Source organism: Actinosynnema sp. NPDC020468 (genome assembly GCF_040642015.1).
Classification (GTDB): domain Bacteria; phylum Actinomycetota; class Actinomycetes; order Mycobacteriales; family Pseudonocardiaceae; genus Actinosynnema.
In genome coordinates, this window is the sequence record NZ_JBFAEO010000003.1 from 78242 (window position 1) to 95672 (window position 17431).

Sequence of the window (17431 nt, forward strand, 5' to 3'; positions counted from 1 at the left end):
GGCTTCGGAACGACGGAAGGGCCGGTCTCCGACTGCGGAGACCGGCCCTTCGCGTGATCCGTACTAGGACACCACGTCGTGGTCGTGGTGGGCGTCCGTGGCGAACGCCTTGCTCGACTTGGCCGCGATGCGGGCGCTCACGCGGGACGCGCGGGCCGGGACGCCGTTCACGTCCTCGGTGCTGATCGCGTAGGACGCGGTCACCCAGGCCAGGGCGTCGGAGTTGCGGTCCAGGGCCACCCGGTCGATGTTGCCCAGGTTGTCGCCCTTGCCGTGGTAGTTCTTGTCGTACGCGACACCCGCGGTGCCGCCCCACTTGAGCACCTGCGCCGGGGTCTTGATCTGCTCGGCGCCGGTGAACAGGCCGCCGGCCGGGATGCCCTGGGCGATGAACTCGCCGTAGTCCGAGCGGCCGGTGAAGTCGGTGCCCTCGACCTGGACCTTCTTCTCCAGGGTCAGGTAGTCGACGAAGGCCTTCTCGATCTGGCCCGAGCCGTACGGGCCGGGGCCCGCGCCGGTGGCGTCGGAGTCGTCGCCGTCGTAGGCGAAGTACGCCGCGTTCGGCGAGCCGATCATGTCGAAGTTCAGGTACAGCGCGATGTCCAGCTGCTGCTCGAAGGTCAGCGACTTGACGTACGCGGTGGAGCCGAGCAGGCCGAGCTCCTCCGCGCCCCACCAGCCGAAGCGGACCGCGTTGTTGACCTTCGGCGAGCCGCCGAGCTGGAGAGCGGTCTCCAGCAGGCCGGCCGAGCCGGAGCCGTTGTCGTTGATGCCCGGGCCCGCCTCGACGCTGTCCAGGTGCGCGCCGGAGAACACGACGTTGTCCTTGCGGCCCGTCCTGGTCTGCGCGATCACGTTGCGCGCCACCTTGTCCTGCTGGTGGAAGCGCAGGTCGACGGTGATCGACTGGCCGGCCTTGCCGAACAGGGTGGTGCCGTCGGCCTTGGAGACGCCGCCGGTCGGGACGACGCCGGGCTGGCCGAGGGTGACCCCGGAGAGCTTGCCGTCGACGTTGTTCGCGATGACGACGGCGATCGCGCCGGCCGCCGCCGCGTTGCGGTGCTTGAGGTCGAACGTGCAGCCGCCGCGCCGGATCAGCGCGATCGAGCCGGTGAAGTCCTGGCCCGCGAAGTCCTCGGCCTCGCAGCCGGGGGTCGCGTCCTCGGGCACCGCGCGCAGCGTGCCGGTGACGCCGCCGACGGGCGTCTGCGGGGAGAAGGTCAGCGGGATGTTCTCGTAGGTCGTCGTGCCCACCTTGGCCACGGCGGCGTCGGTGACCTGGACCTGGTAGGTGAACTCCGGCGTGGACACGTCGAAGCCCGCGCCGCGCAGCTTGCCCGCGACGTAGTCGACGCTGGCCTCGAAGCCGGGGGTGCCGACCGCGCGGGTGCCGTTGTTGCGGTCCGCGATGCGCTGGAGGGCGATCAGGTGGCGGTTCACACCGTCCACCGTGACGTCCTTGGTGAGCTTCTTGGCCAGTGCGGGCCCGTCGAGCGCGGGCGCCGCGTCGGCGGCCGGCACGGCGATCAGGGCCAGGGACGCGGACGCCGCGAGCACCGCCACGCGTCGAATCCCGGATCTTGCAGACATGAGCGGGTTCCCCTTCACTCGGATGCCGAACCCTCACAATTCGGGAAGGGAAAAACAATCCGTCGACCGGCGGGTTCCCATCACATGAGCAGAGGCACGCAGGGTGTTGCTCCCTCGACTCGAAGTACCCAATCGGGCCGGACGAAGGTCTCGTTCGTGAGAGCGAACCGGGTGTTGGTAGCCGACTGTCCTCGGCGGACCAGCGTGTATGTCCCGTTCTCCCGATAGCCGAGCTTGCGGCTCACCGCGATCGAGGCCGGGTTGTCGGTGAACGCGGACGACCGCGCGGTGTGCGCGCCGAGGTGGTCGAAGGCGAAAAGCAGTACGGCGGCCCGCATCTCCGTGCCGATTCCGACCCCCTGGTAACGAAGACCGAGCCAGGAACCGGTGTCCACCTCGCGCAACTGCGCGAAATCCCGCGCCGACACGCTCTGCATCCCGACCACCCGTGCGTCCATCCGCACGACGAAGTTCAGCGTCCAGTCGGCGGCGCGCAGTGCGGCCCTTCGGCCCCAGTGGAACTGGAGCATCCCGATTCCCAGTTCGGCCTCGGGCAGGTCGGTCCACGCGAACCCGAAGGGCATCACGGCCGGGTCGTGCACGCCCTGAGCGGCGACGTCCGCGAGTTCGCGGAGGCCCGCGTCGTCGTCGGGGCGCAGTTCCAACCGGGGCGTGGTGAGCACGAGATCCGTGAACGGCCAGGGGTCCATGCCGGCCGATGGTGCCCGGCTCGGTGGCGGCCGGTCGACCGGTTTACCGTCGGTGCCATGCGTGCGATCACCATTCGGGAACCGGGCGGACCGGACGTGCTGGAGTGGTCGGAGGTTCGGGATCCCGAACCGTCGGCCGGCGAGGTGCTGCTGGACGTGGCCGCCACCGCCGTCAACCGCGCGGACCTCCTCCAGCGCCAGGGCCACTACCCGCCGCCGCCGGGCGCCTCGGAGGTGCCGGGCCTGGAGTGCTCCGGTGTCGTGGCGGCGCTCGGCGAGGGCGTCGAGGGGTGGCGGGTCGGCGACGAGGTGTGCGCGCTGCTGGCGGGCGGCGGGTACGCGACCCGGGTGGCGGTGCCCGCGGCCCAGGTGATGCCGGTGCCCGCCGGCGTGGACCTGGTGACCGCCGCGGCGCTGCCCGAGGTGGCGTGCACGGTGTGGTCGAACGTGGTCATGCGGGCCGGGCTGCGCGCGGGCGAGACGTTCCTGGTGCACGGCGGCGCGGGCGGCATCGGCACGCACGCGATCCAGGTGGCCAAGGCGCTGGGCGCGCGGGTGGCGGTGACGGCGGGGTCGGCGGAGCGGTTGGCGCGGTGCGCGGAGTTGGGCGCGGACGTGCTGGTGAACTACCGCGACCAGGACTTCGTGGCCGAGGTCGGTTCGGCGGACGTGGTGCTCGACAACATGGGCGGCGCCTACCTGAAGCGCAACGTCGACGTGCTGGCGGCGGACGGGCGGCTCGTGGTGATCGGCATGCAGGGCGGGGTGAAGGGCGAGCTGAACCTGGCCAAGCTGCTGGCCAAGCGCGCCACCGTGACGGCGACCGGGCTGCGGTCCCGGCCGGTGGAGGGGCGCGACGGCAAGGGCGCGATCGTGGCCGAGGTGGTGCGGCACGTGTGGCCGCTCGTGGCGGACGGGCGGGTGCGGCCGGTCGTGCACGAGGTGCTGCCGGTCGAGCGGGCCGCCGACGCGCACCGGGCGTTGGAGGAGGGCCGGGACGTGTTCGGCAAGGTGGTGCTGCGGGTCGGGTGAACCGGCCGGGCGGGGTGGGACTAGTCGAGCGCCGTCGCGGTGGCGAGTGACGTCCTGGGTGTCGTCCGGAAGCGCAGGTTGAACTCCTCGGACCAGCGGACCAGGACGGTCTGCTCGTCCGGGCGGTCGGCGTCGTCCACCAGGACCGCCGCGCCGGGCGCCAGCGCGCCGCGCAGGACCGGGAGGGCCGGGTAGCGGGTGTCGCCCGGTTGCGGGCCGTCCACCAGCAGGAGGTCGACCAGGCCGTGCCGGTCCACGAAGCCCGAGACCTCGTCGTGGACCAGGGCCGGGTGGTACCACTGCGAGTGGCCCAGCGCCGCCGGGTGGCCCGCGAGCGGGGCGTGCACCACGCGGGCCACGTGGCCGAGGCCCTCGCGGCGCAGTTGGCTCGCCACGAACGCCGCGGTGCGCTCGTCGTGCTCGATCGACAGCAGGTGCCCGAAACCGCGCCGCGCGAGCAACCGGGCCAGCACCACCGAGGACGAGCCGCAGCCGCACTCCACGACGACCGTGCGGGAGCCGAGCAGCACCTCGTCCACCACCGCGGCCAGCGCGGCGGGGCGCAGTTCGTGCGCGGTGTTCGGCAGGTACTCCGACATCAGCGGCGCCAGCCGGTGCAACGCGGAGAGGTCGGCCAGCTCCCGTGCCACCGAGTCGTCCACCGGCTCCCCCGCCTCAGCCCAGTTCCGCTACCGCCCTGACCAGCTCGTCCACCTCGACGGCGTTCGTGTAGTGCGCGAGCCCCACTCTGATCGCGCCGCCCACCTCGCCGACGCCCAGCACGGAGAACACGCCGTGCTGACCGGAGTCCGCGAACGCGCACACGCCGCGGTCGGACAGGTGCTCGACGCCGTCCGCGGCCTTCACCCCGGCGAGGGTGAACGCCAGCGCCGGCACCCGCCGCATCGCGTCGCCGATCACCATCACGTGCCGCAGCGAGCGCAGTTCGCCGATGAGATTAGCCAGAAGACCGGCCTGGTACGCCTTCACCGAGCGCAACGAAGTGAGCACGCGTTCGCGTCGCGGACCCACGGCCGCGTCGTCCAACCCGGCCAGGTACTCGACGGACGCGACGAGTCCGGCCAGCAGCGGGTAGGCGTGCGGGCCGAGCTCGAGACGTTCGGGACCCCGCGCGCCGGGCTCGACGGCCACCGACGGCAGCAGGTCGAGCCGGGACGGGTCGCGGAACACCAGCGCGCCCACCGGCGGGCCGCCCCAGGTGTTCGCCGACACGGCCACCACGTCCGCGTTCATCGACGTGATGTCCAGCGGCACGAACGGCGCCGCGGCCGAGGCGTCCACGACCACCAGGGCGTCGGTCCGGCGCGCGGCCTCGGCGATCTTGCGGAGGTCGGGCCGGGTGCCGACGGAGCCGGACGCGGCGGTCACCGCGACCAGCTTGCACTTGGGGGTGATCAGCTCGTCGTACTGCCACGCGGGCAGCTCGCAGGTCTCGATGTCCACCTCGGCCCACCGGACCACGCTGCCGGTGCGCTGCGCGGCGCGCTGCCACGGCGCGATGTTGCCCGGGTGGTCGAGGCGGGACACCACGACCTCGTCGCCGAGGAACCACGAGTCGGACACGGCGTCGGAGAGCCGTTGCAGCAGCACGGCCGAACTGGGCCCCAGCACGACGCCCGCCGGGTCGGCGCCGACGAGGTCGGCGATGGCGCGCCGGGCGGCGTCCACGATGGCCTCGGCGCGCTGGGAGGCCGGGAAGATGCCACCGGGTCCGGAGACGGGTGCGCGCAGCGCCGCGGAGACGGCAGCGGCCACCTGTTCGGGCACCTGCATGCCCGCCGGCGCGTCCAGGTGGACCCAGCCGTCGCCGAGCGCGGGGAACAGACCGCGGACCCGTGCGACGTCGAACGCCATGGCGCACACCGTACGGAGGAGGCCCGCACGGCCGACAGCAGGGTTGCCGCCTCCCGGGCGCCCACCCGCGACCCGGTTCGCCCGTACGCGCCCGATCGGGCCAGGATGGACCCATGAGCGAGGGTCAAGAGGGCAACGAGCGGCACGTCGTGGTGGTCGGGCCGGACGGCACGCCGGTGGGTTCGGCGCGCATCCCGGCCGGTGACGAGGAACCGGGCCAGGAGATCACCGACCTGGTCGAGCAGCCCGCGAAGGTGATGCGGATCGGCACGATGATCAAGCAGCTGCTGGAGGAGGTGCGGGTCGCGCCGCTGGACGAGGCCAGCCGCAACCGGCTCAAGGAGATCCACAAGCGGTCGATCCTGGAGCTGGAGGACGGGCTCGCGCCCGAGCTGCGCGACGAGCTGGAGCGGCTGTCGCTGCCGTTCACCGAGGAGAGCACGCCGACCGACGCCGAGCTGCGGATCGCGCAGGCGCAGCTGGTGGGCTGGTTGGAGGGCGTGTTCCACGGCATCCAGACGGCGCTGTTCGCCCAGCAGATGGCGGCCCGGGTGCAGCTGGAGCAGATGCGCGGTGGCGGCGGCGGTCGGGCGCTGCCGGCGGGTCGGTCCGCGGCCGGGTCGGACGAGAGCGGTGCTCACATCCGGGGCACGGGTCAGTACCTGTAACGCGAAAAGCTGGACAAGACCGGTCGTGGTGCCCGACCGTGTCTCGTTCACCCCTCCCCGCAGGTCGCCCCACCCCCGAAAGGAGAGCACCGGTGCTCGACAACCTCCGCCGGTCGCTGCGCGCCGATCCCCTCAAGCGAGCGTTGCGCGACAAGCTCATGCAGGCGGTCGAAGACGTGGTCGGGCCCTACCACCGGGCCCAGACCGAGGAGCTCGAACGCGTGCGGCGGGAGCTGGCCGAACTCCGCGAGGAGGTGCGGCAGCAGGCCGACCGGATCACCGAGGGCACCCGGCAGTTCGAGATCCGCACCCGGCGGGACCTGGTGTTCGCCGGCGAGCGCGAGGCGGCGTTGCAGAGCGCGAAGTTCGTCCGCGACGTGATGCCGACCGTGCCGCAGTTCGGGCACCCCCACGCGACGCTGGAGCACGCGCTCGGCCTGGTCGAGCGGGACGGGTTGGCGCTGGAGTTCGGCGTCTACACCGGTTCCACGCTCAAGATCATCGCCCAGGCGCGCGAGGGGCGGGACGTCTACGGCTTCGACTCGTTCGAGGGGTTGCCCGAGGACTGGCGCAACGGCTTCCCGGCCGGGATGTTCAGCGTGGACGGGCTGCCGGACGTGGACGGCGCCGAACTCGTGGTCGGCTGGTTCGACGACGTGCTGCCGGGCTTCCTCGCCGAGCACCCCGGGCCCGTGACGTTCCTGCACGTCGACTGCGACCTCTACTCGTCCACCCGCACCGTGCTGGAGCTGGTCGGACCCCGGTTGGTGCCGGGCAGCGTGATCGTCTTTGACGAATACTTCAACTTTCCCGGGTGGCAGGAGCACGAGCACAAGGCCTGGACGGAGTACGTGGAACGCTCCGGGCTGGAATTCAGCTACGAGGGGTACACCTACGACCACGAACAGGTGGTCATGAAGGTGACCAGTGTGTTGGAGCCTTCTACGGAGGGTTGATCTCACCGTGACCGCCCGGCGGCAGGACCGCATCCCTGTCGCCGGTAGTCTCAAGCCTCGTGCACCCCTCCTCCACGGTCGACCGACCAGCGGCTCCCCCTGCACCCAACTCGCGTACCTTCGCGCGCGCGATCGGCGACGTGCGCGACGCCTGGCGCAACCGGGAGCTGTGGGGCCACCTCGGCTGGCAGGACATCAAGCAGCGCTACCGCCGATCGGTCATCGGTCCCTTGTGGATCACCATCTCGATGGGCACCACGGCACTGGCCCTGGGCCTGCTGTACTCGCAGCTGTTCCACCAGGAACTCGCCACGTTCCTCCCGTACGTGACCGCCGGGTTCGTGATCTGGAACTTCATCCTCGGCGTGGTCTCCGAGGGCACGGACGTCTTCATCGCGAACGAGGGGCTGATCAAGCACCTCCCGGCGCCCATCAGCGTGCACGTGCTGCGGATGGTGTGGCGCCAGGTGCTGTTCTTCGCCCACAACCTCGCGGTGCTGGTGATCGTCGAGGCGATCTTCTTCCCGACGCTGACCAAGCCCTACATCCTGGAGGGCGACTCGATCCACCAGCCGGGCATCAGCTGGATGATCGTGCTGGCGATCCCGGCGTTCGCGCTGCTGGTCGTGAACGGCGTCTGGGTGGCCATGCTGTTCGGCATCATCAGCACCCGGTTCCGGGACATCCCGCCCGTGGTGCACAGCTTCATCAACCTGATCTTCTTCATGACGCCGATCGTGTGGCCGACCGGGGTGCTGAACAAGGTCACCAACGGCGAGGGCAACTGGCGGGTCCTGATCGCCGAGCTCAACCCGCTCTACCACTACGTGGAGATCGTCCGCGCGCCCCTGCTGGGCCACCAGCAGAGCTGGCACCACTGGGCGGTCGTCCTGGTGATGACGGTCGTCGGCTGGGCGCTCGCGCTCCTGGCCCTGCGCAACTACCGTGCTCGCGTCTCCTACTGGGTCTGAAGTGGAATCCATGGTCAGCATCGACGTCTGGAACGCCTCGGTCGACTTCCCGATCTTCGACGCCAAGTCGAGGTCGCTGAAGAAGCTCGCCCTCGGCAAGGTCGGCGGCAAGATCGGCGCGGAAGGCCGCGTCCCGATCATCGAGGCGCTGCACGACATCAACCTCTCGCTGAAGCACGGCGACCGGGTGGGTCTGGTCGGCCACAACGGCGCCGGCAAGTCCACGCTGCTGCGGCTGCTCTCGGGCATCTACGAGCCCACCAGGGGCAGTTCGCGGATCCAGGGCAAGGTCGCGCCGGTGTTCGACCTCGGCGTCGGCATGGACCCGGAGCTGTCGGGCTACGAGAACATCATGGTCCGCGGCCTGTTCCTCGGCATGACCCGCAAGCAGATGGAGAAGCGGGTGGACGACATCTCCGAGTTCACCGAACTCGGCGACTACCTGTCGATGCCGCTGCGCACGTACTCGACCGGCATGCGGGTCCGGCTGGCGCTGGGCGTGGTCACGTCCATCAACCCGGAGATCCTGCTGCTGGACGAGGGCATCGGCGCGGTCGACGCGGCGTTCATGGCCAAGGCCCGGGACCGGCTGAACGACCTCGTGAAGCGGTCCGGCCTCCTGGTGTTCGCGAACCACTCCGACGAGGCGCTGGTGGAGTTCTGCACCAGCGCGATCTGGATGGACGAGGGTCAGGTGAAGATGCAGGGGCCGTTGCGCGAGGTGGTGACCGCGTACAAGGGGCGTGACCCGTTCGAGCACCTGGACCAGGAGACGCTCGACCGGATCGGCCAGAGCCGCGTGTTGAGCGGGAACGGTGGCGAGTAGGTCGTGAGCGCGAGCGCGCAGGGACAGGCGCAGGGACGGGCACTGCCGGAGGGGGCCGTGGTCGGGGTCGTGGTGACGCGGCACCGGCGTGAGTTGCTGGCCGACTCGTTGAAGGTGCTCGCTTTGCAGACCCGGCCGCTCGACCACCTCGTGGTGGTCGACAACGGGCCCGATCAGCCCGTCGCGGACCTGGTCGAGCAGTGTCCGATTCCCACGACCTACCTGGTGTCGCACCGGAATCTCGGTGGGGCCGGCGGGTTCGCGTTGGGGATGTTGCACGCGTTGTCGTTGGGCGCGGAGTGGTTGTGGTTGGCCGACGACGACGGGCGGCCGGCCGACGAGACCGTGTTGCGGGTGTTGTTGGACGAGGCCGAGCGGCGGAAGTTGGCCGCCGTTTCGCCGGTGGTGGCCAATATCGAGCGGCCGGAGAAGTTGGCGTTTCCGTTGCGGCGCGGGTTGACCTGGAAGCGGGATGCGGCTGCGCTTGGGGCCGATTTCTTGCCGGGGATTGCCTCGTTGTTCAACGGGGCGTTGTTTCGGGCGTCCACCTTGGATGTCATCGGGGTTCCCGATTATCGGTTGTTCTTCCGGGGGGACGAGGTCGAGATCCATCGGCGGCTGGTTCGGTCCGGGTTGCCGTTCGGGACCTCGTTGAAGGTTACGTATCTGCATCCTGACGGGTCGGATGAGTTCAAGCCGATGCTGGGTGGGCGGTTCCACGCCCAGGATCCCGAGAATCCGATTAAGCGGTATTACACCTACCGGAATCGTGGGTATTTGTTGTCGCAGCCCGGGATGCGGAAGTTGGGGCTGTTGGAGGTCTTTCGGTTCGGGTTGTATTTTATCGGGGTCCGGCGGGATCCCAAGGCGTTTCTCGAGTGGTTGCGGTTGGTTCGGCTCGGGCAGCGGGAGCGGTTCTTTCGCAAGTGATGTTCTGGTGGGTCGGGATTGGGTTGCGCTGTTGGCGTAATCGCTGTCGGTGAACCTGGGTTGTGGGGGGCTTCGGGTGGTGGTGCGCTTTGGGTATGCATTCTACTGAAGCGCGTCGTGGGGGGCGGGAGTTGGTGTTGCACCTTGCCGCCAACCCCAATCCGATCACTGTCCGGGTGTCCGAGGAGACCGCTGTCGATCTTGGGGGGCGGTTGTTGCAAGTGGTGCGGAATGGGCATACGCAGGTGGTGCCCACCGTTGAGGGGCACGATTTTGTGGTGAATTTTTCGCATGTGGTTGCGGCGTATTTTGTTTAGGCGCCGGTGGGCGTTGGGGTGGGTTTAGGGATTGAAGAGCGTCCTCGCCGGACGGGCAGCGCCTCCGGGGGTTAGGGCGTCGTGTTCTCCCCGTATGGCCTGCCAAAGGCAACCACATGCGTCAAGGGGGCGGTTTGTGAGTTTGGGCGGCGGTAGCGCTTGATGTGCCCCCTTGACACATGCGGTTGGGCTCCGCCCAGGCCATACGGGGAGAACACGAGGCCACGGCATTGGGCTTGCGCGCCCTGCGGCGCTTTGGGGTGCGAAAGGGCGGCGGGAAGGGTTCCCGCCGCCCTTTGCGATTTGCTGTTTTTTACCTGTTTTCGAAGACCTTGCGCCAGGATTCCACCGAGGTCAGTTCCGGGAGGGCGTCACGGTAGACCTGCTTCAGCCTTGGCCATTCCTGGCTCAAGCGGCGGTAGTTGCGGACTGCTCGCTTCATGAGCTGGCGGAATTCCTTCGGGTCTCGGCGGCGGAAGGCTACGCCGCTGCCGTCCGCGTTCGAGACCGTGGCGCTGTCCAGGTTGCCCAGGAGGAACCAGCGGGCGTTCGTGGCCGGCACGTTGATCTGGGGGCGTTCGGTGGTCGAGATCTCCGGGTCGCGGAGGTTGTGGACCAGGGCCTTCGCGGCTTCCGCGGCGATCGTGGCCGGGTTGGTCGGGGGCTTCAGCATCGCCTCGGCGCGGACCATGTCGAACGTGGGGGCCGGGAACTCCCGTGCCGACGGGAGGACCTGGGCGTCGGTGTACTCCTTGCGGAGCTTCTGGATCTCCGGGAGTGCCGTGCGCAGCGAGTCGAAGAGCTTCGACGGGCCCGCCATGAAGTCCTCGATCGCCTTCTGCTGCACGGCCACCGTCGAGTACTCCATCGACAGCAGGTGGCGCAGGGAGAGCTTCAGGCCCTGCTTCAGCAGCGTCGAGCGGATGTCGTACGGGCTGTGCAGGGCGGCCATCACCAGGCGGTTGCGGGTGTGGAAGTAGGCCTGCCAGTCGGTGGCGTCGTTCTTGTCCGTCCACGGCATGTGCCACACGGCGCTGCCGGGCAGCGAGACCGTCGGGTAGCCGCGTTCCAGGGCGCGCAGCGAGTACTCCGCGTCGTCCCACTTGATGAACAGCGGCAGGGGGTAGCCGGTGCGCTCCACGACCTCGCGGGGGAACAGGCACATCCACCAGCCGTTGTAGGTGGAGTTGATCCGGAGGTGGAGTTCCTCCGTCTCGCGCAGCGACTCGGTGGCGAAGTCGTGGTCGGTCAGCGCGCCGGGCGCGGCACGCCAGTAGCACGTGCCGAGGTCCACGACCTCGCCCATGCTGTGCAGGCGGGCGCGGGCCTGGAGGTTCAGCATGTGGCTGCCGACGATGACCGGCTGGGCGCACGCGCGGGCGAAGGCGTTCGAGCGGAGCACCGCGTCCGGCTCCAGCCGGATGTCGTCGTCCATCAGCATGATCTGGTCGACGTCGGTGTGCTCGATCGCCTCGTACAGGCCGCGGGTGAAGCCGCCGGAGCCGCCGAGGTTGTCCTGCTCGATCACCTCGAGCTTGTCGCCGAGCAGCTTCACGGCCTCGGCGTAGCCCTCGGTGTCGCGGACCTTCACGGCGCCCTGGTCGGCGACGAAGACCTTCTGCACCACGTCGAGGACGGCCGGGTCCTCGCCGAGCGCGCGCAGCGCGATCACCGCGTCGACCGGGCGCATGGTGGTCATGCCGATCGCGACCTTCTGCGGCGGCAGGACCTGGTCGGTGGTCCACGCGGCTTCGCGGATGTCGAGCGTGGAGTCGTCGGTGAACACGTCGAACCAGATCCAGCCGCCGTCCTCGAACGGCTTGAGGCTGATCCGGAACTCGACGTCGGTCCACGTCTTCGCGCCGCGGATCGGGCGGCCGTCGAGGTGGATCGGGTCGCCGTTGGGCTTCGAGCGGTACACGTCGACGCGGCCGGCGCCCTTGACGGTCAACCGGAGGACGACCTCCTCGACCACCGTCCAGCGCTTCCAGTACGAGGCCGGGAAGGCGTTGAAGTACGACGCGAAGGACACCTTCGCCGACGCCGGCACGGTCACCGAACGGCGCGAGGAGACGTGCGTGTGCACGTTCTCCGGCTCGTCCAGGTAGAGGGGCCGCACGTCCAGCGGGTCCTCGTCGCGGGGCAGGATGACCCGCTGGAGCACCTTCGCGGGGTCGATCGCCGCAACGCGCGCCGCGACGCGCGTCGACGTCACGTCGGTGACCTTGTTGTCCGGCTTGGTCGTCTGCGGCTTCGCAGCGGCGCTGCTCTGCTCGGTCACTGATTTCCTCCGACGAACCGCAAACGGCTCGGGTCACGGGACGGTTCCGCCACCGGGGCGAAGGGTGGCGCGGTGCGGGAATAAACCGACCATACCGCGTCGCGCGGAGCAGCCGCGCGACGCGGCCCGGGGTGTCCGGGAGGCCGGTCTCAGTCCAGGCTGCCGTCGAGCGGCGTGCCCTCGGTGAGGTGCGGGGCGATCTTGTTGTCGAACGCGGTCAGCGCCGATCCGATCGCCATGTGCATGTCGAGGTACTTGTAGGTGCCGAGACGACCGCCGAACAGGACGTTGTTCTCGGCGGCCTCCTTCTTGGCCAGTTCGCGGTACCGCTCGAGCTTCTCGCGGTCCTCGGCGGTGTTGATCGGGTAGTACGGCTCGTCCTCGTCCGTCGCGGAACGGGAGTACTCGCGGACGATGACCGTCTTGTCCGTCGGGTAGTTCGTGCGCTCCGGGTGGAAGTGCCGGAACTCGTGGATCCGGGTGTAGCGGACGTCGCCGTCGTTGTAGTTCATGACCGGCGTGCCCTGGAAGTCGCCCGTGGGCAGCACCTCGCGCTCGAAGTCGAGCGTGCGCCAGCCCAGGCGGCCCTCGGCGTAGTCGAAGTAGCGGTCGACCGGGCCGGTGTACACGACCGGGGTGCCCGCCGGGATCTCCGCCTTGACGTCGAAGAAGTCGGTGTTCAGCCGGACCTCGACGTTCGGGTGCTCCGCCATCTTCTCCAGCCACGCGGTGTACCCGTTCAGGGGCAGACCCTCGTAGGTGTCGTTGAAGTAGCGGTTGTCGAAGTTGTAGCGGACCGGGAGGCGGCTGATGACCGCGGCCGGCAGCTCCTTCGGGTCGGTCTGCCACTGCTTCTCGCTGTAGTCGCGCACGAACGCCTCGTAGAGGGGGCGGCCGATCAGCGAGATCGCCTTCTCCTCGAGGTTCTTCGCGTCCTTGGTGTCGAACTCGGCGGACTGCTCGGCGATCCACGCGCGCGCCTCGTCCGGCGTCAGGTACTTGCCGAGGAACTGGGTGATCAGACCGAGGCCCATCGGGAACTGGTAGGCGACACCGCCGTGCATCGCGAAGACGCGGTGCTGGTAGCCGGTGAACTCGGTGAACTGGTTGACGTAGTCCCACACCCGCTTGTTGGACGTGTGGAACAGGTGCGCGCCGTAGCGGTGCACCTCGATCCCTGTCTCGGGCTCGGCCTCGGAGTAGGCGTTGCCGCCGATGTGCTCGCGGCGCTCGACCACCAGCACCTTCTTGCCGAGCTGGGAGGCGGCGCGCTCGGCGACGGTCAACCCGTAGAACCCGGAACCGACCACGATCAGGTCATACCCTGCGAAGCTCACGGCGACCGAGGGTACCGGGGGTTCGAGGCGCAACCACACTCACCCCTCGTTGTCCACAGGGTTGTGATCAGGGCTAACGTGCGACCTCAATCGTGTCGTCGGGCACATGCGGGCGGTGACCGGCCGCCGTATAGCCTTCGGGCGTCACGCGGGTGTGTTCCGCGTTCCCGTTCGTAGCGACCTCGTTGGGTGAACCTGTGCCGACCGAAGCCAGCCCCCTGCTGACCGCGGGGACGATCGCGGTGTACCTCGCCGTCCTGTTCCTGCCCGGCGGGCTCGCGGCGCTGGCCGTCGGGTTGCGCGGGTGGGTCCTCGCCGCCACCGCGCCTGTGTTCACCTACCTCATCGCGGGCCTGGCCGGTCCGTGGCTGTGGAAGGTCGGCATCCCCTTCACCGTGCTCACGTTCGTGCTGAGCACGGTCGTGGTGGTGCTGGTGTTCGGGCTGGCCCGGTGGCTCACCGTGCGCCGGTTCGGCGGACCGCCGCCGCGCGACGGGTCGCCGTGGGAGCTGCGTGCGCAGGTCGCGGTCGTGCTGGTCGTGCTGGTGGCGGCGGCGGCCGGTGTCGCGGTGCTGCTCAAGGCGATGAACGGCGACCTGAACTCGGTGCCGCAGGACTGGGACGCCGGGTACCACGCGAACGGCATCCGGTACATCGCCGACACCGGCGAGGGCGGGCTGTACGGGACCGGCAAGGTCAACTGGTACGACATCCCGGGCGGGGTGTTCTACCCGAACGCCTACCACCTCGTGGGCGCGCTGGTGTTCAAGCTGACCGGCGCGACGGTGCCCGCGGTGATCAACGCGCACATGGCGCTGCTGCCCGGTCTGCTGGCGCTGGAGCTGGCCGCGATGGTCCGCTACTTCCGCGGCCGCGCGGTGACCGCCGGGTTCACCGCGCTGGTCGCCGTGGCGTGCACCTCCGCGACCTACGACAACCTGTGGCGCGGCCCGCTGCTGACGTTCACGCTCGGTCTCGCGGTGATGCCGGTGCTGGCCGTGGTGCTGGACATGTACCTGCGCCGGCCCGCGATCGACACCGGCGTGGTGTTCGGCGGTGTCGCGGTCGGCATGCTGTGCGTGCACTCCAGCAACCTGTTCGGCGGCATCCTGTTCATCCTGCCGTTCCTGGCGCAGCGCTGGTGGCGGGCCTGGGGCACGCTGTGGCGCGACGTGCTGAAGATGCTGATCCCCGGTGTCGTGGCGATCGTCGTGACGTTGCCGCACCTGCTGGGCGCGGCGAGCATCAAGGGCACCATCGCGATCGTGGACTGGCCGTCGACGTTCCCCGTCTCGCAGTCGGTCGGCGCGATGCTGACGTTCCAGCACATCATCGAGCGCCCCGAGTACTGGCTCGCGATCCCGCTGTGGATCGGGTTGGCCTTCGCCGGGCGGCTGGGCAACCAGAAGTGGTTGCTGGGCGCGGCGGGGGTGTTCGGGGTCGTGTGGATCCTGACGGCGTCGTACTCGCAGCCGTGGGTGGCGAAGGTGACGAGCCCGTGGTGGAACGACCAGTTCCGGCTCATCGCCCTGGTGTGCGTGCCGCTGTGCGTGATCGCCGGGCACGGCCTGGCGGCGGTGCACGACTGGTTGGCGCGGCTCGCCGGTCGGGCCGCGCGGGCGCCCTGGGTGCGTCCGCTGTCGGCGGCCGTGGTGCTGGTGGCGTTCGTGGCGTTGAGCGGGTTGTACGTGACCCTGAACTCGGCCCAGGTGGCGCGCGGGTACGGGAACGCGCCGGGGCAGGACAAGCACGACGCGGTCGTGGGTCCGAACGAGATCGTGGCGATGACCGAGCTCGGCAAGATCGTGAAGCCGGGCGAGCGGGTGATGAACGACCGCAACGACGGCACGCTGTGGATGTACGCGCTCGCGGACGTGCGCCCGGTGGCGGGGCACTACGACGGGTCGCTGGAGTCGCCGGACATCTCGTTGCTGATGCAGCACTTCACGGACTACGACCAGAACTCGTCGGTGCGGGCCGCGGTGAAGCGGTTGAACATCCGGTACGCGATCGTGGGGCGCGGGTTCGTGCGCGGGTGGAACGAGCGGACGCCGGGTCTGCGCGACCTGAACGACAAGCCGTTCCTGGAGAAGGTCTACGAGAACGACGACGCGATCATCTACAGGCTCGTGCCGGAGCCGGGAGAGCTTCCGACCGCGGGGTAGGTCGTCCTTTCCGTCCTTTCCGGACGGTCGGCCGGCACGGCAGGTGTGCGCCGGGGGTTCGCGGTCCGTCACCGGGACCGCGAACCTCGGCGTGGCGGTCAGTCCAGGCAGAACTCGTTGCCCTCGGGGTCGGTCATCACGAGGAATCCGGCGCCCATCGGAGGTGCCGGCTCGTCCCGTCGGACCCGCGTGGCGCCCAGCGCGACGAGACGCGCGCACTCGGCCTCCAGCGCCGCCATCCGCTCGTCGCCCTGCAACCCGGGAGCGGCCCGGACGTCGAGGTGGACGCGGTTCTTGGCGACCTTCCCCTCGGGCACCTGCTGGAAGAACACCCGCGGCCCGTGCCCGTCGGGGTCCTCGATGGCCGACCGCGTGTTCCACTGCGCCTCCGGCACGCCGATCCGCGCGAGGAACCCGTCCCACGCGGCCAGCGGGTCCTCCCCCTCCGCCAACTCGACCCCCGGCGGCCCCGGGTGGACGTACCCCAGCGCGTCCCGCCAGAAGGACGACAACGCCCGGGGATCGTGGGCGTCGAACGTGACCTGGATGTGCCGACTCATGACCTGACTCCGTTCCTGGCTGCTGTACCCACACCCTGGCACCCATAGCGGACATCTGCCGTCCGCTATGACGTCGCACGAAGCCCGGGTCGCGCGGAATCGAGAAAAGCCGAGAAGGGTCGCTAAGGGTCGAAGGATTGTTCAACAACTCGACAATACGACGATACGACGAGTACACGATTGAACAGTCGAACAACCGAACAGTCGCAGTGTCGTGTGTTGGATTGTGGGGTTGTTGAACGATTCTGTGATCCTACGAGAGGTCCGGGTGGATCTTCGGGGAGTTGGTGGGGCGGGCGGCGAGGGTGGGGAGGACCTCGGCGGCGACCTGTTCGAGGACGGTTTCCCGGCCCGCGTAGACGCCGTCGGCTCGGGGCCAGTGGGTCACCGCGTCGGTGAAGCCCAGGTCCCTGGCTCGGCCCAGGGCGTCCTGGAAGTGCTCGAGGCTCGTCATCGAGTACAGCGGGGCCGAGTCGAGGTTCAGGTGGCGGTCCAGGGTGTGGCGGTGGCGGCCGATGCGGTGGAGTTCGCCGTCCATCCGGTCGGCGATCGCGGACACCCCGCGCCACCACGCCTCGACGGCGTCGGCGGAGGCGCCGGCCGCCGGGTCGGTGGGCGGGCCGGTGGTCACCCACGCGGTGCCGTAGCGGGCGGCGATCCTCATCGCCTTCGGGCCGTTGGCGGCGATCATGAACGGCATGCGGGGCTTCTGGACGCAGCCGGGGGCGCTCCTGGCCTCGTCCGCGGTGAAGAACTCGCCGGTGAACGTGGTGCGCTCGGAGGTCAGCAGCCGGTCGAGCACGTCGACGAACTCGGCGAACTTGCGCGTCCGGTCGGCCGGCGCCAACGGCGAGTCGCCCAGCACGAACGTGTCGTACCCCGGCCCGCCCGACCCGATGCCGACCGTGATCCGGCCGTCGGACACGTCGTCCAGCGTCAGCAGCTCCCGGGCGAACGGCACCGGGTGGCGGAAGTTCGGCGACGCCACGTACGTGCCCAGTCGGATGGTCGAGGTCACGGCCGCCGCCGCGGTCAGCGTCGGCACGGCGGAGAACCACGGGCCGTCCACCAGTGTCCGCCACCCCAGGTGGTCGTAGGTCCACGCGTGGTGGAACCCCAGCTCCTCCGCTCCACGCCACTTGGGCTCGGCGGCCCACCAGCGGTCCTCGGGCAGGATCACGATGCCAATGCGCACGCCCCAGACAGTAACGAG

The 17431-nt window shown here is 69.6% G+C and carries 15 protein-coding genes; 7 read left to right on the forward strand and 8 right to left on the reverse strand.

What is annotated here, in order from left to right:
- Positions 1-63: 63 nt before the first annotated feature.
- Both AB0G50_RS04015 and AB0G50_RS04020 read right to left on the reverse strand, forming a co-directional pair.
- Positions 64-1590, reverse strand: a complete 1527-nt coding sequence (locus AB0G50_RS04015; RefSeq protein ID WP_360101996.1) for a M28 family metallopeptidase — start codon at positions 1588-1590, stop codon at positions 64-66.
- 80 nt (positions 1591-1670) lie between these two features.
- Positions 1671-2300: a GNAT family N-acetyltransferase gene (locus tag AB0G50_RS04020; RefSeq protein WP_360101998.1), complete on the reverse strand. Its 630-nt coding sequence runs from the start codon at positions 2298-2300 to the stop codon at positions 1671-1673.
- 57 nt (positions 2301-2357) lie between these two features.
- Here AB0G50_RS04020 and AB0G50_RS04025 point away from each other — a divergent pair, with 57 nt between their 5' ends.
- On the forward strand, positions 2358-3332 hold the full coding sequence (locus AB0G50_RS04025) for an NAD(P)H-quinone oxidoreductase (RefSeq protein WP_360102000.1): 975 nt from the start codon (positions 2358-2360) through the stop codon (positions 3330-3332).
- Positions 3333-3352: 20 nt separating this feature from the next.
- Here the strand turns inward: AB0G50_RS04025 and AB0G50_RS04030 are convergent, their stop codons facing one another.
- Both AB0G50_RS04030 and AB0G50_RS04035 read right to left on the reverse strand, forming a co-directional pair.
- Positions 3353-3994 carry a class I SAM-dependent methyltransferase gene (locus AB0G50_RS04030; protein ID WP_360102002.1) on the reverse strand — a complete coding sequence of 214 codons (642 nt, stop codon included), beginning with the start codon at positions 3992-3994 and terminating at the stop codon, positions 3353-3355.
- A gap of 13 nt (positions 3995-4007) precedes the next feature.
- Positions 4008-5207 carry a cysteine desulfurase-like protein gene (locus AB0G50_RS04035; protein ID WP_360102004.1) on the reverse strand — a complete coding sequence of 400 codons (1200 nt, stop codon included), beginning with the start codon at positions 5205-5207 and terminating at the stop codon, positions 4008-4010.
- A gap of 113 nt (positions 5208-5320) precedes the next feature.
- On the opposite strand from AB0G50_RS04035, the gene AB0G50_RS04040 reads away from it, so the two are divergent.
- The 5 genes from AB0G50_RS04040 to AB0G50_RS04060 all read left to right on the forward strand — a co-directional run bounded on the left by AB0G50_RS04040 (position 5321) and on the right by AB0G50_RS04060 (position 9558).
- Positions 5321-5875, forward strand: coding sequence for a bacterial proteasome activator family protein (locus tag AB0G50_RS04040; protein ID WP_360102006.1), 555 nt, complete (start codon positions 5321-5323; stop codon positions 5873-5875).
- A 92-nt stretch (positions 5876-5967) separates the two neighbouring features.
- Entirely contained in the window at positions 5968-6831 is an 864-nt protein-coding gene (locus AB0G50_RS04045) for a class I SAM-dependent methyltransferase (RefSeq protein ID WP_360102008.1), read from the forward strand.
- Positions 6832-6890: 59 nt separating this feature from the next.
- The gene (locus tag AB0G50_RS04050; protein WP_360102010.1) at positions 6891-7802 is read left to right on the forward strand and encodes an ABC transporter permease; all 912 of its coding nucleotides are present in this window, start codon (positions 6891-6893) and stop codon (positions 7800-7802) included.
- Positions 7803-7812: 10 nt separating this feature from the next.
- The gene (locus tag AB0G50_RS04055) at positions 7813-8628 is read left to right on the forward strand and encodes an ABC transporter ATP-binding protein (protein ID WP_360102012.1); all 816 of its coding nucleotides are present in this window, start codon (positions 7813-7815) and stop codon (positions 8626-8628) included.
- 3 nt (positions 8629-8631) lie between these two features.
- Positions 8632-9558 carry a glycosyltransferase family 2 protein gene (locus tag AB0G50_RS04060; protein ID WP_360102014.1) on the forward strand — a complete coding sequence of 309 codons (927 nt, stop codon included), beginning with the start codon at positions 8632-8634 and terminating at the stop codon, positions 9556-9558.
- 630 nt (positions 9559-10188) lie between these two features.
- On the opposite strand, the gene AB0G50_RS04065 is transcribed toward AB0G50_RS04060, so the two are convergent.
- Complete coding sequence (locus tag AB0G50_RS04065) at positions 10189-12156, reverse strand: glycosyltransferase (RefSeq protein ID WP_360102016.1); 1968 nt, start codon at positions 12154-12156, stop codon at positions 10189-10191.
- 149 nt (positions 12157-12305) lie between these two features.
- Positions 12306-13493, reverse strand: coding sequence for a UDP-galactopyranose mutase (gene glf / locus AB0G50_RS04070; RefSeq protein WP_360102018.1), 1188 nt, complete (start codon positions 13491-13493; stop codon positions 12306-12308).
- A gap of 197 nt (positions 13494-13690) precedes the next feature.
- Here glf and AB0G50_RS04075 point away from each other — a divergent pair, with 197 nt between their 5' ends.
- A complete protein-coding gene (locus tag AB0G50_RS04075) occupies positions 13691-15658 on the forward strand; it encodes a DUF6541 family protein (RefSeq protein WP_360102020.1) in 1968 nt (655 codons plus the stop codon).
- 98 nt (positions 15659-15756) lie between these two features.
- Here AB0G50_RS04075 and AB0G50_RS04080 read toward each other — a convergent pair whose 3' ends face one another.
- Positions 15757-16218, reverse strand: a complete 462-nt coding sequence (locus AB0G50_RS04080) for a VOC family protein (RefSeq protein ID WP_360102022.1) — start codon at positions 16216-16218, stop codon at positions 15757-15759.
- 253 nt (positions 16219-16471) lie between these two features.
- The gene (locus tag AB0G50_RS04085; protein WP_360102024.1) at positions 16472-17413 is read right to left on the reverse strand and encodes an LLM class flavin-dependent oxidoreductase; all 942 of its coding nucleotides are present in this window, start codon (positions 17411-17413) and stop codon (positions 16472-16474) included.
- Positions 17414-17431: the final 18 nt, after the last annotated feature.